10 protein-coding genes are annotated in these 13,308 nt (G+C 74.0%); 3 read left to right on the top strand and 7 right to left on the bottom strand.

Annotated features, from left to right (window positions below; translation table 11 throughout):
- Positions 1-3 precede the first annotated feature (3 nt).
- Together MQV74_RS35685 and MQV74_RS35680 are read left to right on the top strand one after the other, a co-directional pair.
- Complete coding sequence (locus MQV74_RS35685; RefSeq protein WP_242727303.1) at positions 4-1,257, top strand: MFS transporter; 1,254 nt, start codon at positions 4-6, stop codon at positions 1,255-1,257.
- A 210-nt stretch (positions 1,258-1,467) separates the two neighbouring features.
- Positions 1,468-4,227 (top strand): hypothetical protein, encoded by a 2,760-nt coding sequence (locus tag MQV74_RS35680; protein WP_242727301.1) that lies wholly within the window; start codon positions 1,468-1,470, stop codon positions 4,225-4,227.
- A gap of 73 nt (positions 4,228-4,300) precedes the next feature.
- On the opposite strand, the gene MQV74_RS35675 is transcribed toward MQV74_RS35680, so the two are convergent.
- Entirely contained in the window at positions 4,301-4,843 is a 543-nt protein-coding gene (locus MQV74_RS35675) for a hypothetical protein (protein WP_242727299.1), read from the bottom strand.
- 234 nt (positions 4,844-5,077) lie between these two features.
- Between MQV74_RS35675 and MQV74_RS35670 the strand changes: the two genes are divergently transcribed.
- Entirely contained in the window at positions 5,078-5,668 is a 591-nt protein-coding gene (locus MQV74_RS35670) for a nucleotide triphosphate diphosphatase NUDT15 (protein ID WP_308402344.1), read from the top strand.
- 127 nt (positions 5,669-5,795) lie between these two features.
- On the opposite strand, the gene MQV74_RS35665 is transcribed toward MQV74_RS35670, so the two are convergent.
- The 6 genes from MQV74_RS35665 to MQV74_RS35640 form a co-directional block, all read right to left on the bottom strand.
- A complete protein-coding gene (locus MQV74_RS35665) occupies positions 5,796-7,241 on the bottom strand; it encodes a glyceraldehyde-3-phosphate dehydrogenase (RefSeq protein ID WP_138963570.1) in 1,446 nt (481 codons plus the stop codon).
- Between the two features lie 156 nt (positions 7,242-7,397).
- Positions 7,398-7,982, bottom strand: coding sequence for a Pycsar system effector family protein (locus MQV74_RS35660; protein ID WP_242727297.1), 585 nt, complete (start codon positions 7,980-7,982; stop codon positions 7,398-7,400).
- Positions 7,979-9,127 carry a hypothetical protein gene (locus MQV74_RS35655; protein ID WP_242727295.1) on the bottom strand — a complete coding sequence of 383 codons (1,149 nt, stop codon included), beginning with the start codon at positions 9,125-9,127 and terminating at the stop codon, positions 7,979-7,981. The genes MQV74_RS35660 and MQV74_RS35655 overlap by 4 nt, the downstream gene beginning before the upstream one ends.
- Position 9,128: 1 nt before the next feature.
- Positions 9,129-11,540: a hypothetical protein gene (locus MQV74_RS35650; RefSeq protein WP_242727293.1), complete on the bottom strand. Its 2,412-nt coding sequence runs from the start codon at positions 11,538-11,540 to the stop codon at positions 9,129-9,131.
- Positions 11,537-12,328 (bottom strand): hypothetical protein, encoded by a 792-nt coding sequence (locus MQV74_RS35645; protein ID WP_242727291.1) that lies wholly within the window; start codon positions 12,326-12,328, stop codon positions 11,537-11,539. Before MQV74_RS35645 ends, MQV74_RS35650 begins: the two co-directional genes overlap by 4 nt.
- Before the next feature lie 70 nt (positions 12,329-12,398).
- Positions 12,399-13,106, bottom strand: a complete 708-nt coding sequence (locus MQV74_RS35640; protein WP_242727289.1) for a Crp/Fnr family transcriptional regulator — start codon at positions 13,104-13,106, stop codon at positions 12,399-12,401.
- Positions 13,107-13,308: the final 202 nt, after the last annotated feature.

The raw sequence follows: 13,308 nt of genomic DNA, 5'->3' as shown, positions 1-13,308 counted from the left end.
CACATGTTGCGTGTTCGCGAGGGATTTCGCCGGACACAGATCGCCATCGCGGCGCTGTTCTGCGCCCTCGGCTTCCAGTACGCCACGTGGGCCGCGCGGCTGCCCGCGCTCAAGTCCCGGCTCGATCTGAGCGAGGCCGAGCTCGGCCTGCTCCTGATGGCCTGCGGGGTCGGCGCCGCGGCGTCCTTCCCGCTGGTCGCCGTGCTCACCCGGCGGTGGGGGTCGCGGCGCCTGGCGTTCGTCTCCGCCGTCTTCCTCGGCCTGCTCCTGCTCGCGCTCGCCGTGGCGCCGAACTATCCGGTGGCCCTGCTGATCATGTGCGCGGACGGCGTGGGCGTCGGCTGTCTCAACGTCGCCATGAACGCGCAGGGCGCCGCGCTCGAATCCCGCTACCGGCGCACCGCCATGGCCAAGCTGCACGCCACGTTCAGCGCCGGTTCCCTCGGCGCGGCCCTGCTCGCGTCCGGCACGAGCGCGCTGACGTCGTCCGTGGCCGCGCACTTCGGGGCGGCCGCGCTCCTCGTCGTCCTGCTCGCGCTGTACGCCCATCCGGCGCTCCTGACGGACGATCAGCCCGCCGATACGCCCGCGGAGAAGCAGCGCCGCGGCTTCGCCCTGCCCGCCGCCCTCACGCTCTGGCTGGGGTTCGCCATGGTCTTCGGCACCGTGGCGGAAGGCGCGATGAACGATTGGTCGGCGCTCTACCTCAAGGACGTCGCCGACGCCTCGTCCCGGGTGGCGCCGCTCGGCATCGCCGTGGTGTCCGTGATGATGGTGCTCGCGCGCCTCTTCGCCGACGGCTGGCGCACCCGCTTCGGCGACGGCCGCGTCGTGCGCGCGGGCAGCGTCCTCGCCGCCGCCGGACTCGCCGCCGCCCTGCTCCTGGGCGGCGTCGTCCCGGCCCTGATCGGCTTCGCCTGCATGGGACTCGGGCTGGCGGCCGTCACCCCGTGCGTGTACGTCGCCGCCGCCCGGCAGGGTTCACGGGCCCTCGCCCTGGTCGCCGCGATGGGCACGACGGGGCTGCTCGCCGGTCCCCCGGTCATCGGCTTCGTCGCCAGCGGCAGCAGCCTCGTCTGGGGCATGGCGGCCGTCGCGGCCTCGGCCCTGCTCGTGTCGTGCTGCGCGCTGCGGATCGACTGGACTCCGGCGGCGTCGGCGGCGGACGGGGTCGCGGACGGGTCGGCACGCCCGGACCAGTCGGCAACCGGAGGCGAGCCGAGGCTGCTGGACGAGCCGACCGCTTCCACAACTTGACCGCCTTTGTCCCGCCTCTGACCGATATCTACCCGCAATCCGCTGCATGTTGACGGAATCACCGAGCGAATCGCGACACTGACGAAGCAACCCGACGGCCCCCGCAGCCCTCTCCAGGTCCGGAGGAGCCCTGTGACGTGAGGGCTCTCGGGGGAGCAAGTGACGAGGAGGACTGTCTTGATCCGTGTCCCGCGCTTGGCGACTGCCGCTGTGACGGCACTCGCACTGGCGGTGGGCTTGCCGGAGCTCGCGCACGCGTCGCCGGACCAGCCGCGTGCGCAGCGCTCCGACGACCTCATATCGCCCGACCGGACGGACGGAGCCGGGGACCGGCTCCCGCCGGGCTGGGAGCTCACCGGTGACGGCGCCGACCAGCATCTGGTGTGGCGCGCGCCGGAGCCGGTACCCATGGGGAACGCCCGCGTCGAGTTCTACGCGGGCGACCGGCTGCTCGGCCGCCCCACGGCCACCGACGACCAGCGGACGTTCCGGCTGAAGCTCGACGACGGCGTCGGCGCGAAGGACGCCCTGGGCGACCTCCAGGCGCTCGCGGGCGGCCGTCGTCTCGACAAGCCCGAGTCGGCCGCGCCGCGCAGCGCCCCGGCGCCCGCCCCGGCCCAGCTGCCCGCGGGCGAGGTCGACCCCGGCAAGCCGGGCAAGTACCGCACCGTCAAGGGCGAGTACGACCTGAAGTCGGTCAAGCTGCCCGGCTTCCCCGAGAAGGTGGAGATGCGGGCCACGGTGGTGGGCCCCGTCGACGCGCCGGGCAAGCGGCCCCTGGCCCTGTTCCTGCACGGCCGCCACGGCACCTGCTACAAGGGCCGGGACGCCGACGGCAGCTGGCCCTGCAAGGCCGGCTGGAAGCCGATCCCGAGCTACCAGGGCTATCTGCACGACCAGAAGCTCCTGGCCTCCCAGGGCTATGTGACGGTCTCGATCTCCGCCAACGGCATCAACGGCCAGGACGACCGCGCCCCCGACGGCGGTGCCCAGGCCCGCTCGTCCCTGGTGCGCCAGCACCTGGGCCGCTTCGCCGACTGGGCCGCCGACCCGAGGACGGCGCCCGACGCCGTCCGCGGGACCGCCCCGGTCGACCTGTCCCGCGTCATGCTCGTGGGGCACTCGCGCGGCGGCGAGGGCGTCAACCGCGCGGCCTTCGACAGCCGTTACCAGCCGCCCGCCGACGTGGACGGCTACCCGCGCAAGGCGCGCTGGCAGATCCGCGGCACGGTCCTCATCGGCCCCACGGTCTTCGGGCACAACCCGGACCCGGACGTGCCCTCGATGACGGTCCTGCCGGGCTGCGACGGCGACGTCTCCGACCTCCAGGGCCAGCTCTACCTGGACAACACCCGGGGCGTGGGCAACGGTTCCGCGCTGCACAGCGCGGTGTACATGGTCGGCGCCAACCACAACTTCTTCAACACGGAGTGGACACCGGGCCAGGCGCAGGCGCCCGCCGACGACGACTTCTCCTCCGGGCCGCGCCCCGACCCGGTGTGCTCGCCGGGCCACGGCCCCCGGCTGAAGGCCAAGCAGCAGCAGAAGGCGGGCTCCACCTACATCGCGGCCGCCGCCCGGCTCTTCGTCGACGGTGACGACGAGGTGCGTCCGCTCCTCGACGGCTCCGGCAAGGGCGCGCCCTCGGCGAACCCGGCCCGCGTGCTCACCCACGCCGTCGGCGGACAGCGCACGCCCGCCGTCGTCCCGGGCCGCTCGCTCGCGGTGACCGGCGGCAAGCTGTGCGACCAGACCGCCTCCAGGGGGGCGGGCGCCTGCTTCAAGCGCGGCACCAAGGGCCAGTCCCCGCACTTCGCGAGCTTCGAGGTGTCCCCCGACCCCGGTCGGTACGCCCTCGCGATGGGCTGGTCCCGCACGGGCTCCACGATGTCCGTCAAGAACGCGCGCCCGGTCTCCCTCGAGGGCTCCGAGTCGCTCGCCCTCCGGGTCATCGTGCCGCCGAACACCAAGGGCACCAAGCTGGACGTGACGGCCGTCGACGCCTCGGGCCACCGGGCGAAGCTCGGCCAGGTCCGCGCCGACGGGCTGCCGGGCAGCGGGTACATGGCCTCGTACTGGGGCCAGGAGCTGCGGGTTCCGCTCGCGGCCGCCGCCCGCGCCGGGCTCGACCTGAAGCAGATCGCGTCCCTGGAGCTGACCTCGCGCACCGCCTCCGGGCAGGCATGGCTGATGGACGCCTGGGGCTGGCGCCCCGGCACGGCCGAGGTGCGCCCCTCGAAGCTGGCGCGCGTCGACGTCGGGCAGCTGCGGGTCGACGAGGGCGACTCCGGGGTCCGTACGTACCGCGCTCCGGTCCGCGTGACCGGTGACGGCACCGGCAAGGTGCGGCTCTTCGTCCCGGGCACGGACCCGGACAAGTACGACACCAAGACGGTCACCGTGCGCCCCGGCGACACCTCCATCGGCGTGCCCTTCAAGGTCAAGGGCAACAAGCGCTACGGCGGTTCGAGCACGCACCCCGTCCTCGCCAAGTCGATCAGCGGCGCGGTCGTCGGCTCCCACCACGGCGGGGTCTTCGTCCGTGAGGACGACCCGATGCCCAAGGTCAGCGTGAAGCCGGTCGCGGCCAAGGTCACCGAGGGCAAGCCGCTGAAGTGGCGCGTCTCGCTGTCCGCGGCCGCCGACGTCGAGACGTACGTGGCGTTCCGCGTCGAGCGCGTCAGCGGCGGCAAGGAGCTGTCCACCAAGGACGTCGACAAGACGTGGCTGAAGCGGCAGTTCGACGCCAAGCCGAACCCGGCCCGCCCGCTGTCCAAGGTGGCGCGGGAGCCGTATCTGTCGGTGGTGGTCGACGCGGGCAAGCGCAGCGCCGACCTGAGCATCCCCACCGTGAAGGACCGGGTCCGCGAGGGCCAGGAGTCGGTGCGGCTGCGGCTCTACACGTACGACGAGAACTGGAACGAGCACCGGGGTCCGGTGTTCACCGGCCGGGTGCGCGACGCCGGTTAGGCACGCGCACCGCGACGGTCAGGGCGGGCGGCTCCCTCACGGGGGCCGCCCGCTCCGTCGTGTGCGGGGCCGCTCAGCTCCAGGGGTTGGCGGGCTGGTCGTTGATGTACGTCCAGAAGCGGGTGCCGATGGGCACGTCGCCGTACGCCCAGAAGCTCCAGCCGCCCGAACTGTCGAGGTTCGGGCCGTACTTGCCGTCGTGGAACTCGGCCATGCGCCAGCCCGCGCCGAAGGTGTTGGCGCACAGGCCGTCGGCGGCCGCGAGGCTGGTCAGACGGGTGCCGCGGATGGGGTTGCTGGCCGCGACGGTGCCCTTGGCCCAGCCCGCGTAGAAGTCGGGGGTGATGCCCGCGGGCGCGGGGCTGCCGTCGACCTTGAGACAGAGCACGGGCAGCGCCGTGCTGGTGGCGGTGTCGCCCTGGTACGGGTTGCTCAGCGGGCCGCCGCCCACGCGCACGGTGCCGTCAGGCCCGTCGGCGAGGAAGGTCCAGGTCATGGCCTTGGTGTTCCGGGTGTCGGACGGCGCGGCGGCCGCCGGGGTCACGGTGCCCGCCGCGACCGCGACGGCGGCCGCGGCGAGGCAGAGGGAGCGTACGGACGTCTTGATCGAACGCAAGGCTTCTCCTCATGGCTGGTGTGGAGCACGGCTCCTGGGGAGCAGGACCCTTGAGATGCCGGTCGATCGAGGATTCTTCACTTCCTTCACAGCTTCTCCTAGAGCCATAACCGGACATCCACGGCCCCTTGGTCACGGCGGCCCCGGCCTGGATGATCGACGCAAGGGAACAGGCCCGGAGAACCAGCTCAAGGAACCGGCCCGAGCCAGCGGGAGAAACCGGAAGGAACACGGGTGGGAGACACACAGCGGCACGAGCCGGGCGGCGGCCACGCCCCCGGGCATCCGCCGCTCACCTTCGCCGACAACCGCCGCCCCACCCCGCACGCGCTCATCGGCGCGGGCGTCGTCGTCACCGACGGGCGGGGCCGGGTGCTGCTCGGCCACTCGCGCCGCGGGGCCTGGGAGCTGCCCGGCGGCAAGCCCGACGCAGGGGAGTCGTTCGAGGAGGCCGCCGTCCGCGAACTCCTGGAGGAGACGGGCCTGCGGGCACGACCGGCCGACGCCCGGGTGCTCGCGGTCCTCATGGACGCCACCCATGGCGTGCCGCGCCTGACGGCGGCCGTCCACGTCACCCGCGCCACCGGCGTGCCCACCGTGACCGAGCCCCAGCTCATGCACCGCTGGGAGTGGCACGAGGTGACCGCGCTGCCGGGGCTCGGCGCTGCCCTGTTCACCCCGAGCGCCCACGTCCTGGACACGGTGTGGCCGGGCCTCCTGCCCGGTCTGCCGCCGGTGCACCGGCATGCCGTGGCACGGCACGCGGGCGAGCCGGGGGCGGCCGGATCCCGCGCGGCGGCGGACGGAGTCGATCACTCCGGATAAGGCGGAGGGGAACCCGTTCCAGGAAGGGTGAAATCCGTTTGCATGGCCCCGCCGCCACCGGGTACCAGACGTGTGGGCCCCGCCGCGCTCCCCCGTCGCGGCGGGGCCTTCTCACGCCCCCGCCGGGTCAGACCGCCGGAGCCGGGTAGGTCGGGTACTCCACCCCGGAGACGTGCTGGACGACGCGGATGACCTGGCAGGAGTAGCCGAACTCGTTGTCGTACCAGAGGTAGAGGATCGCGTTGTCGCCGTCGACCTTGGTGGCGCCCGCGTCGACGATCGAGGCGTGCCGGGAGCCGATGAAGTCGTTGGAGACCGCGTCGGGGGCGCTCGTGAAGTCGATCTGGCGGCGCAGCGGCGAGGTCAGCGACACCTCGCGGAGGTGGTCGAGGACCTCCTCGCGGGTGGTCTCGCGGCCGAGCCGCAGGCTGAGGATCGCGATCGAGACGTCCGGCACCGGGACGCGGATCGAGCTGCCGGTGATGGGCGCCTTGAGGTCGGGCAGCGCCTTGGCGACGGCCGAGGCGGCGCCGGTCTCGGTGATGACCATGTTGAGCGGCGCGGAGCGGCCGCGGCGGTCGGCCTTGTGGTAGTTGTCCAGGAGGTTCTGGTCGTTGGTGAACGAGTGGACGGTCTCCACGTGGCCGCGCAGCACGCCGTACTCGTCGGCCATCGCCTTCAGCGGCGGCACGATCGCGTTGGTGGTGCAGGAGGCGCAGGACAGGACCCGCTCGTCCGGCTTGATCGTGTCGTGGTTGACGCCGTGCACGATGTTCGGCACGTCGCCCTTGCCGGGCGCCGTCAGGACGACCTTGTCGATGCCCGGACGCAGGTGCTGCGACAGGCCCTCGCGGTCGCGCCACTTGCCGGTGTTGTCGATGAGGATGGCGTCCTTGATGCCGTACGCCGTGTAGTCGACCTCCGACGGGTCGCCCGCGTAGATCACCTTGATCTCGTTGCCGTTGGCGATGATCGTGCTGTTCGCCTCGTCGACGGTGATCGTGCCCTGGAACTGGCCGTGGATGGAGTCGCGCCGCAGCAGCGAGGCGCGCTTCACGATGTCCTGCTCGCCACCCCGGCGGACCACGATGGCGCGCAGCCGCAGGCCGTTGCCGGACCCCGCCTTCTCGATGAGGAGCCGGGCCACGAGGCGGCCGATGCGGCCGAAGCCGTACAGGACGACGTCGCGCCCCTGGCGGCACTCGATCTTGTTGGCGCCCGTGGCACCGGCGACGGCCTCGGCGGTGAACTCCTCCACCGACAGACCGCGCTCGTCGGTCTTGTACGTCGCGGCGAGCATGCCGATGTCGATCTGGGAGGGGCCGAGGTCGAGCGTGGTGAGGGCCCGCAGGAACGGCAGCGTCTCGGTGACCGAGAGCTCGTCGCCGGCTATCTGGCGGGCGAATCGGTGGGTCTTGAGGATGCTGACCACCGACTTGTTCACCAGGGAGCGGCTGTGCAGCAGGACCGTGACGTCCTGCTCGCGGTGCAGCTTCCCGATGAGCGGGATCATCGACTCCGCGGTTTCCTCGCGGTGCTTCCAGTTGGTGAACGAGTCGTCATTGACAGTCACAGGAATATCTTTCGAGCTAGGCGGCGCTCATATGCTAACCCCACGTTCATTCGAGCCCGCATGAGGTGTTGCCCACACCACGCCCCGGATTCACTGAAGCGCCGCTGACCTGGGCTTGTGCCAGGGCGCCCGGGAGGCTCGTGCGGAGGCGGCCGCTCAGCCGAGCGCGGTCGCCGCCACGGCCGTTCCCCCCACCACCAGGCAGCCCACGGCCCACCGCAGCCACCGGTACTTGACCGCCAGGATGGCCCCGAGCGCGCACGACTGCTCCAGGAGCCAGTGGCCGGGGTCGCGGCCCGCGGTGAGCACCGCCGCCGCCACCTCCCCCGGGTCGGCCCGCCGGTGGAGCGACACCACCGAGGGGCCCCGCCCCGCGGCGGCCGTCCCGGACCTGGCGTCCGGCCTGGTCCGCGGCAGGATCACCAGGGTCAGCATCACGATCCCGGCCAGCCACAGCACGGCGCCCGCCCGGTCCAGCGGGCCCGGGCCGAGCCCGCCGCCATCGGCCGACACGACGAGCGCGGGCAGGGCCACCGCACCCGAGAGCAGGATCGAGGCCTTGGTGTCGGCCCGTGTGACCTCCTCGCGCACGGTGGTGAGCAGCCGCTCCGCGACGTACCGGCAGCCCGGCTCGGACAGCGGCGACACCGGGGTGCCGCGCACGGCGGCGCCGCGCCGGGGCGCGGGGCCCGTGCCGGAGCGGGTGCCGGTGCCGGGCGGCGTCAGTCCTCCCCCGGTCACCGGGGTGTCCGCTCGTCGGAGCCGTCGCCGCGCGCGTCCGCGGCGTCGTCGTCCCGCGCGTCGTCCGCCCGCTTCCAGAAGGGGGTGCGCCGGGACTCGCCGCCGCCCGCCGCGTGATCGGTCAGGACGTGGCGCGCGCTCGACCGCAGGAACTCCACGACCACCATGGCCTGGTCGCCGAGTTCCCAGCGCTCCAGGAGGCCGCCCTCGATCAGACGGGACATCAGCTCCATGCCGTCCTGGCGCTCTTCGCGCTGCTCCTTGCGGAACAACTGCCGGATCTCCGCCAGGTCCTGGGGGTTGCGCGCCATCATCTGCGCCATCACGGCGTGGTCGCCGCGCTCGATGGCGCGCTGGAAGTCGGCGGCCCACTGCCGGATGAGCTCCCGCTTGTTGTCGTCCCTGAGCTGGCGCAGCTCCTGGTTGAGCCGCTCCAGGTCGGTCTGGTGCAGCACCCGGCCCAGGCTCCTGCCGTGGTCCTGGATGAGCGTGTCCCAGGAGATGGTGACGAAGACGTCCGTCTCCAGGCCGAACTGGCCGCCGAGGTGCTGCCCGGCCAGCGCCTCGTGCACCGCGTCGCGGACCTCCTCGGCCCGGTTGATGGAGTAGCCCCGGGACACGTCGCGCAGCCGCTGCTCCAGCTCCGGGACGAGCAGCGCGGCGACGTCGGTGACCTGGCTCCTGGCCACGAGGCAGGGGTCACCCACCCGCCAGCGCACGCGCACCTCGGCGGGGAAGGACCTGCCGTGCTCCGCCGCGGGCAGCTCGACCTTGAACGAGACCGTGTGCCAGCCCAGTTGCAGCTCGAACGCCGTGTACGGGCGGGCGAACCAGCGCAGCAGGAACCCCTCCTCGCCCTCGGGTCCCACCGCGCGGGGAGGCCGCCCGCGGTAGTAGAGCACGACCGCGACCTGTGCGCTGCGGTGCCGGTAGGGCCAGTCCGGGCGGTACTCGCGCAGGAAGGGGCCGGCCAACTCCTGGGTGGCCGCCGGGCGTTCGGCGGGCGAGCGCCACGTGCCCGGGTCCGGGGAGCGCGGCAGGGGCGTCGACGCCACCGGGATCGGGGCGCCACCGGCGCGCGGCGGCACGACGGGCCGCGCCAGGGGTGCGGGCGGAAGGGCGTGCGGCGGGTTCTGGGTGTTCATCTCACTCCGTCTCCTCGGCTTGCGGGCTGGGCGCGGTCACCTGCACGACCACGTGCGGCTGTCCGTCGATGGCGGCGCGCAGCCTGCGTACGGTGGTGGGTGCCACGGATTCGTCGGGGTCCCGCTCCAGGCCCCGGACCAGGTTCCGCAGCCGCTCGGCGTCGGCCTCGCCGCTCACGAGGGCGGGCAGGAAGTCGCACAGGACGTCGAGGAGCGGGGGGTCCTCCTCGCCGCGCCGTATCCACTCGCACAGCGACCACTGCACGTCGGGCCGCCAGCGGGCGGTGTCAAGGCCCGACCAGACCAGGTCCGCCAGCATCCCGGCGTACCGGGGGCGGGCGGTCAGGAGGGCCGCGGCGAGCGGCCAGTTCGTGTGCTCCTTGAGCGCGGGCGTCTCCTCCAGGCCCCACAGGTGCGCGGCGCGCTGCCAGATGAGGCGGTCCACGGTGAGCAGCGCCAGGTCCCTGCGGTTGGTGCGCCGGTCACCCATCCAGGCGCCGAGCCGCCGCAGCACCGTCTCCGGTTCTCCACCGGCGACCAGGCGGCCCACGCTGAAGGAGGCGTGCACGAGCAGGTCCCAGTCCTCCCGGCTCGCGAGGCGGCCCAGTTCGTCCAGGGCGGCCGGGACGGACCGCTCCACGGTGCCGAAGCCGTGCACCAGGGCGGCCGTGCTGAGCCGCGCCTCGTCGTCGCCGCGCGCCCACCCGCGCACGGTGTCCCGTACGACCGGCCGCACCGACTCGCTCAGGGCCGCCGCCTGGGCGAGCGCGGTGGCGGCCGCGAGGCGCTGCTGGACGGAGTCGCTGGAGGCCATCGGGAAGACGATCTCCTCCAGCGCGTAGAAGTACTCCAGCGCGCACAGCGCCCCTGCGGTGATGGCCGCGGGCACCCACACGGCCGGTCTGGCGTCGTCGCACTGGGTGCGCAGCCACAGGCACAGCGGCCTGCGCGCGTTGTGGTGGTCCTCCCACACGTGGGCCAGGACCGCCCGCGCGAGCGCGCTGCCCTGGAGCCGCACCTTGCGGGTCTCCAGGCTCCGGCCGTCGTACGTGACGTCGCCGGTGAAGAGTTCGGCCCGCGCGGCCGCGAGCCGGGCCGGGCGGTGGTCGCCGAACAGGGGCCGGCCCGGCTCCCCCTCGGGGTCCATGGACTGCGCCCACTCCCAGGCCAGTTGCTCCGCCGCCTCGGCGGCCACGCTGTGGGGCGAGCCGTTGTAGACGGCCACCGCCGTGCGGAAGGCCGCTTGCCGCAGCGCCGCGGACACCGTGTCGCGGTGGCGCGGCGCGGCCCGGCCGGTGGCGGCGAACCACGCCCCGGCCTGCCGGTGGGCGAAGGCCCGCAGCTCGCCGAGGAGTTCGTCCTCGGCGGTCTCCTCCTTGAGCCGCCCCACCAGAAGCCGGGCCAGGGACTCCACCTCGTGGGGGCGCAGCGGGTCGAGCCCCACGGCCCGCACCACGCGGGGCTCGCGCGCGAGGGCGAGGGCCTGCTCGACGCGGTCGTTCTCGGTGTGGCCGAGGAGCGCCACGAGGTGCTTGCGCAGCATGCCGTCGGCGGACGGGGGGCGGAACAGCCGCCCGTAGCGGCCGCGCAGCAGTTCGTCGGCGAAGGCGCCCGCCCCGACGACGAGGACGGCGTACGCCCCGCGCCGGTCGAGGAGGGTGCTGAGCCGGTCCAGGTGCAGTTCGGCGGGGTGTTCGGGCTCCCGCCCGCGCCGCCGCTCGGGCGCGTCCCGCTCGTCGCGCCCGCGGCGCCGCGGGGTGGTGATCGCCTCCTCGCCGGTGATCTCCACGACGTAGCCGCAGCCCTCCTCCAGGTCCGCCTCCCCGATCCGGTCCAGTTCCGTGCGCGGGTCCAGGCGCGCGACGCGCCCGTGCGTGACCTCGTCGAGGAGGGAGAGGGCCGTGTAGCCGCGCCCGCTGCCCGGGTCGCCGCACAGGGCGATCAGCCGCTGCCGCTTCAGGAGTCCGCCCAGGTCCGCGTAGCCGAGCGGCTCCTCGAAGACCCGGCGCAGACGCCGCAGTTCGTCGCGGGGCACGGGGCCGGACACCAGGCGGGGCGCACCGGCCCGGGCGTCGTGGTAGTGGTGGTGGTCGCCCAGGTGCACATCGCCCTGGGTGCCGTCGAGGATCGCGCTGCGCCCGTTGACGTCGACGAAGTTGGCGCGCGCCTGGCGCACGGCGTCGCCCGCACCCGCCGCGGGCAGGTCCCCGAGGAGGCCGGAGCGGGCCGCGCCGTGCCTGCGGCCCTCGTCGGCTCCCGCCGCACCGGCGCCGCCGGGGGCACCGCGCCCCGGCCCGCCGCCCGCCGCCTTGTCGCCGCCACCGCCGCCGGGCGCCGGTCCGCCGCCGCCCCCCTTGCCTCCGCCGCCTTGCGGCCCGGCGCCTCCCCCGGCTCCTCCCCCGTCGTCGCTCACGTCGGCCCGGCTCCTTCCGCGCTGTCGTCGTCCGGCGCGACGCGCACGCCGACGATGTCGCCGTGGACCTCCGCGCCGTCCACGATCTGGTTGTGTCCGTTGACGTTGATCCAGTACTTCGTCGGCCACTGCCGCGCCTCGTCGACTCCGGCCCCCTCAGGGGGAGTCGAGCCGGTTCCGGGAGCGGGCGGCGTCGCGGGCGCGGGCAGGGGCGGCCGGGTCCTGCGGGGCACGTGGAACCACGCGACCTCGTCGGTCTCCTTGGCCCGTACCGGCAGCGGGCGGTAGTGCTCGGGCTCCACGAAGCGGCCGCCCTCGGCGACCACCGAGCGGTAGAGGACGTCGGAGACGACGAAGACCACGTCGACGCCGTCGTCCGCGGCCAGGATCGCCCTGGCCGGTTCGCTGTCGCACAGCCGGCACGTCAGGTCGACCGCGCGGCCCACCAGGCCCCGGCCGTCGTGACTGACGGGGCCGCCGTGCATCGCGATCCGCAGCCGCAGCGGCTCGCTCGCGCCCCGGTTGTGCTCGCGCACCCCCTGGTGGACCTCCTCCAGCCACAGCCCCACCATCGCCGCGGGCGGCACCTGCGGGGCGAGGGCGGCGAGCACCCCGTCGCCCCGGTCCTCCACATGGACCTGACCGCCCACGCCCACGGCGGCGAAGGCGGCTTCGAAGACCCCGTACATCGCCCGGCGCGACCGGAGCTTGGCCTGGTGGCCGAGGCGCCCGGACCCCTTGACGTCCGCGCTCACCACCAGCCGGTGGACGGCCTCGTGACTGCTCACTGCATCCCCCCTCGACGACGGTGCGGCACCACCCAGGATGAGCGCGGACGGCCGCGGTGTATGTAGCCGTTTACACAACCGGCCCCACTCCTGATGACCCCTCGCCCGCGAGCAGCCGCAGCACTTCGACGTCGGTGACGACCAGGCGCCGGGTGGCCGTGCGGACGACGCCCTGCTCGCGCAGCAGCCGCAGCGCCTTGGCGACGGCCTCCCGGGTGGAGCCCACCGAGGCGGCGAGGTCGTGCTGCGGCAGCGGCAGGTCGATGGTGACGCTGCCGTCGGGGTGGTGGCGCCCGGCGCGGTGGGCCAGCTCGACGAGGCGCGCCGCTAGCCGCTGGAGCACGTTCTCCGAGGCCAGCGAGCGGCGTTCGCCGTCGGAGCTGCGCAGCCGGGAGCTCACCTGCCGGAGCACGAGGACGCTGACCGCGGGGCTGGAGCCGAGGAAGCCGCGGAACCGGTCCCCGGGGATCACGACGGCGTCGACGCGCCCGAGCGCCGTCACCGTGGCGCTGCGCGGCCGCCGGTCCACGGCCGCGAGCTCGCCGACGAGTTCCCCGGCGCCGCGCAGCGCGAGGATGAGCCGCTGGCCACGCTCGGTCGCCACGGAGACCACCGCCCAGCCGCCGAGGATCGCGACGACGTACGAGGTGGTGGCGCGCTCGGGCACGAGCACCTCGCCGGACGCGTAGCCGCGCGGGGTTCCGAGGGCGAGCAGGGCCGCCCGGTCCCGCGGCCGCAACGCGTCGAGCAGGGGCTGTTCCTGTTCGATGAGACTCAAGCTGACCGCCCCTGGACCGGCGCCTACGCGGAATCGACCTGCGATCGACCCCTCATCGACCGGGCCCGGCCCGGATCGCCCTGGAATCGACAGCACGCTAGGCAGCTGACAAGCGCACGTCAATGAGATCGGCGCGGTCCGTCTCCCCCCGACGGCGGCCGAGGCGCCGCTCGCCGCGCCCGGCGCGCTCCGCACTCACCCC

Origin of the sequence: Streptomyces sp. AN091965 (assembly GCF_022698285.1) — a bacterium.
Lineage (GTDB): Bacteria > Actinomycetota > Actinomycetes > Streptomycetales > Streptomycetaceae > Streptomyces.
This window is presented reverse-complemented; position numbering and strand designations above follow the sequence as displayed.

Coding starts and splice junctions, on each gene's coding strand:
- MQV74_RS35685 (WP_242727303.1), top strand. CDS start 4: ATGTTGCGTGTTCGCGAGGGATTTCGCCGGACACAGATCGCCATCGCG.
- MQV74_RS35655 (WP_242727295.1), bottom strand. CDS start 9,127: ATGAACACCCAGAACCCGCCGCACGCCCTTCCGCCCGCACCCCTGGCG.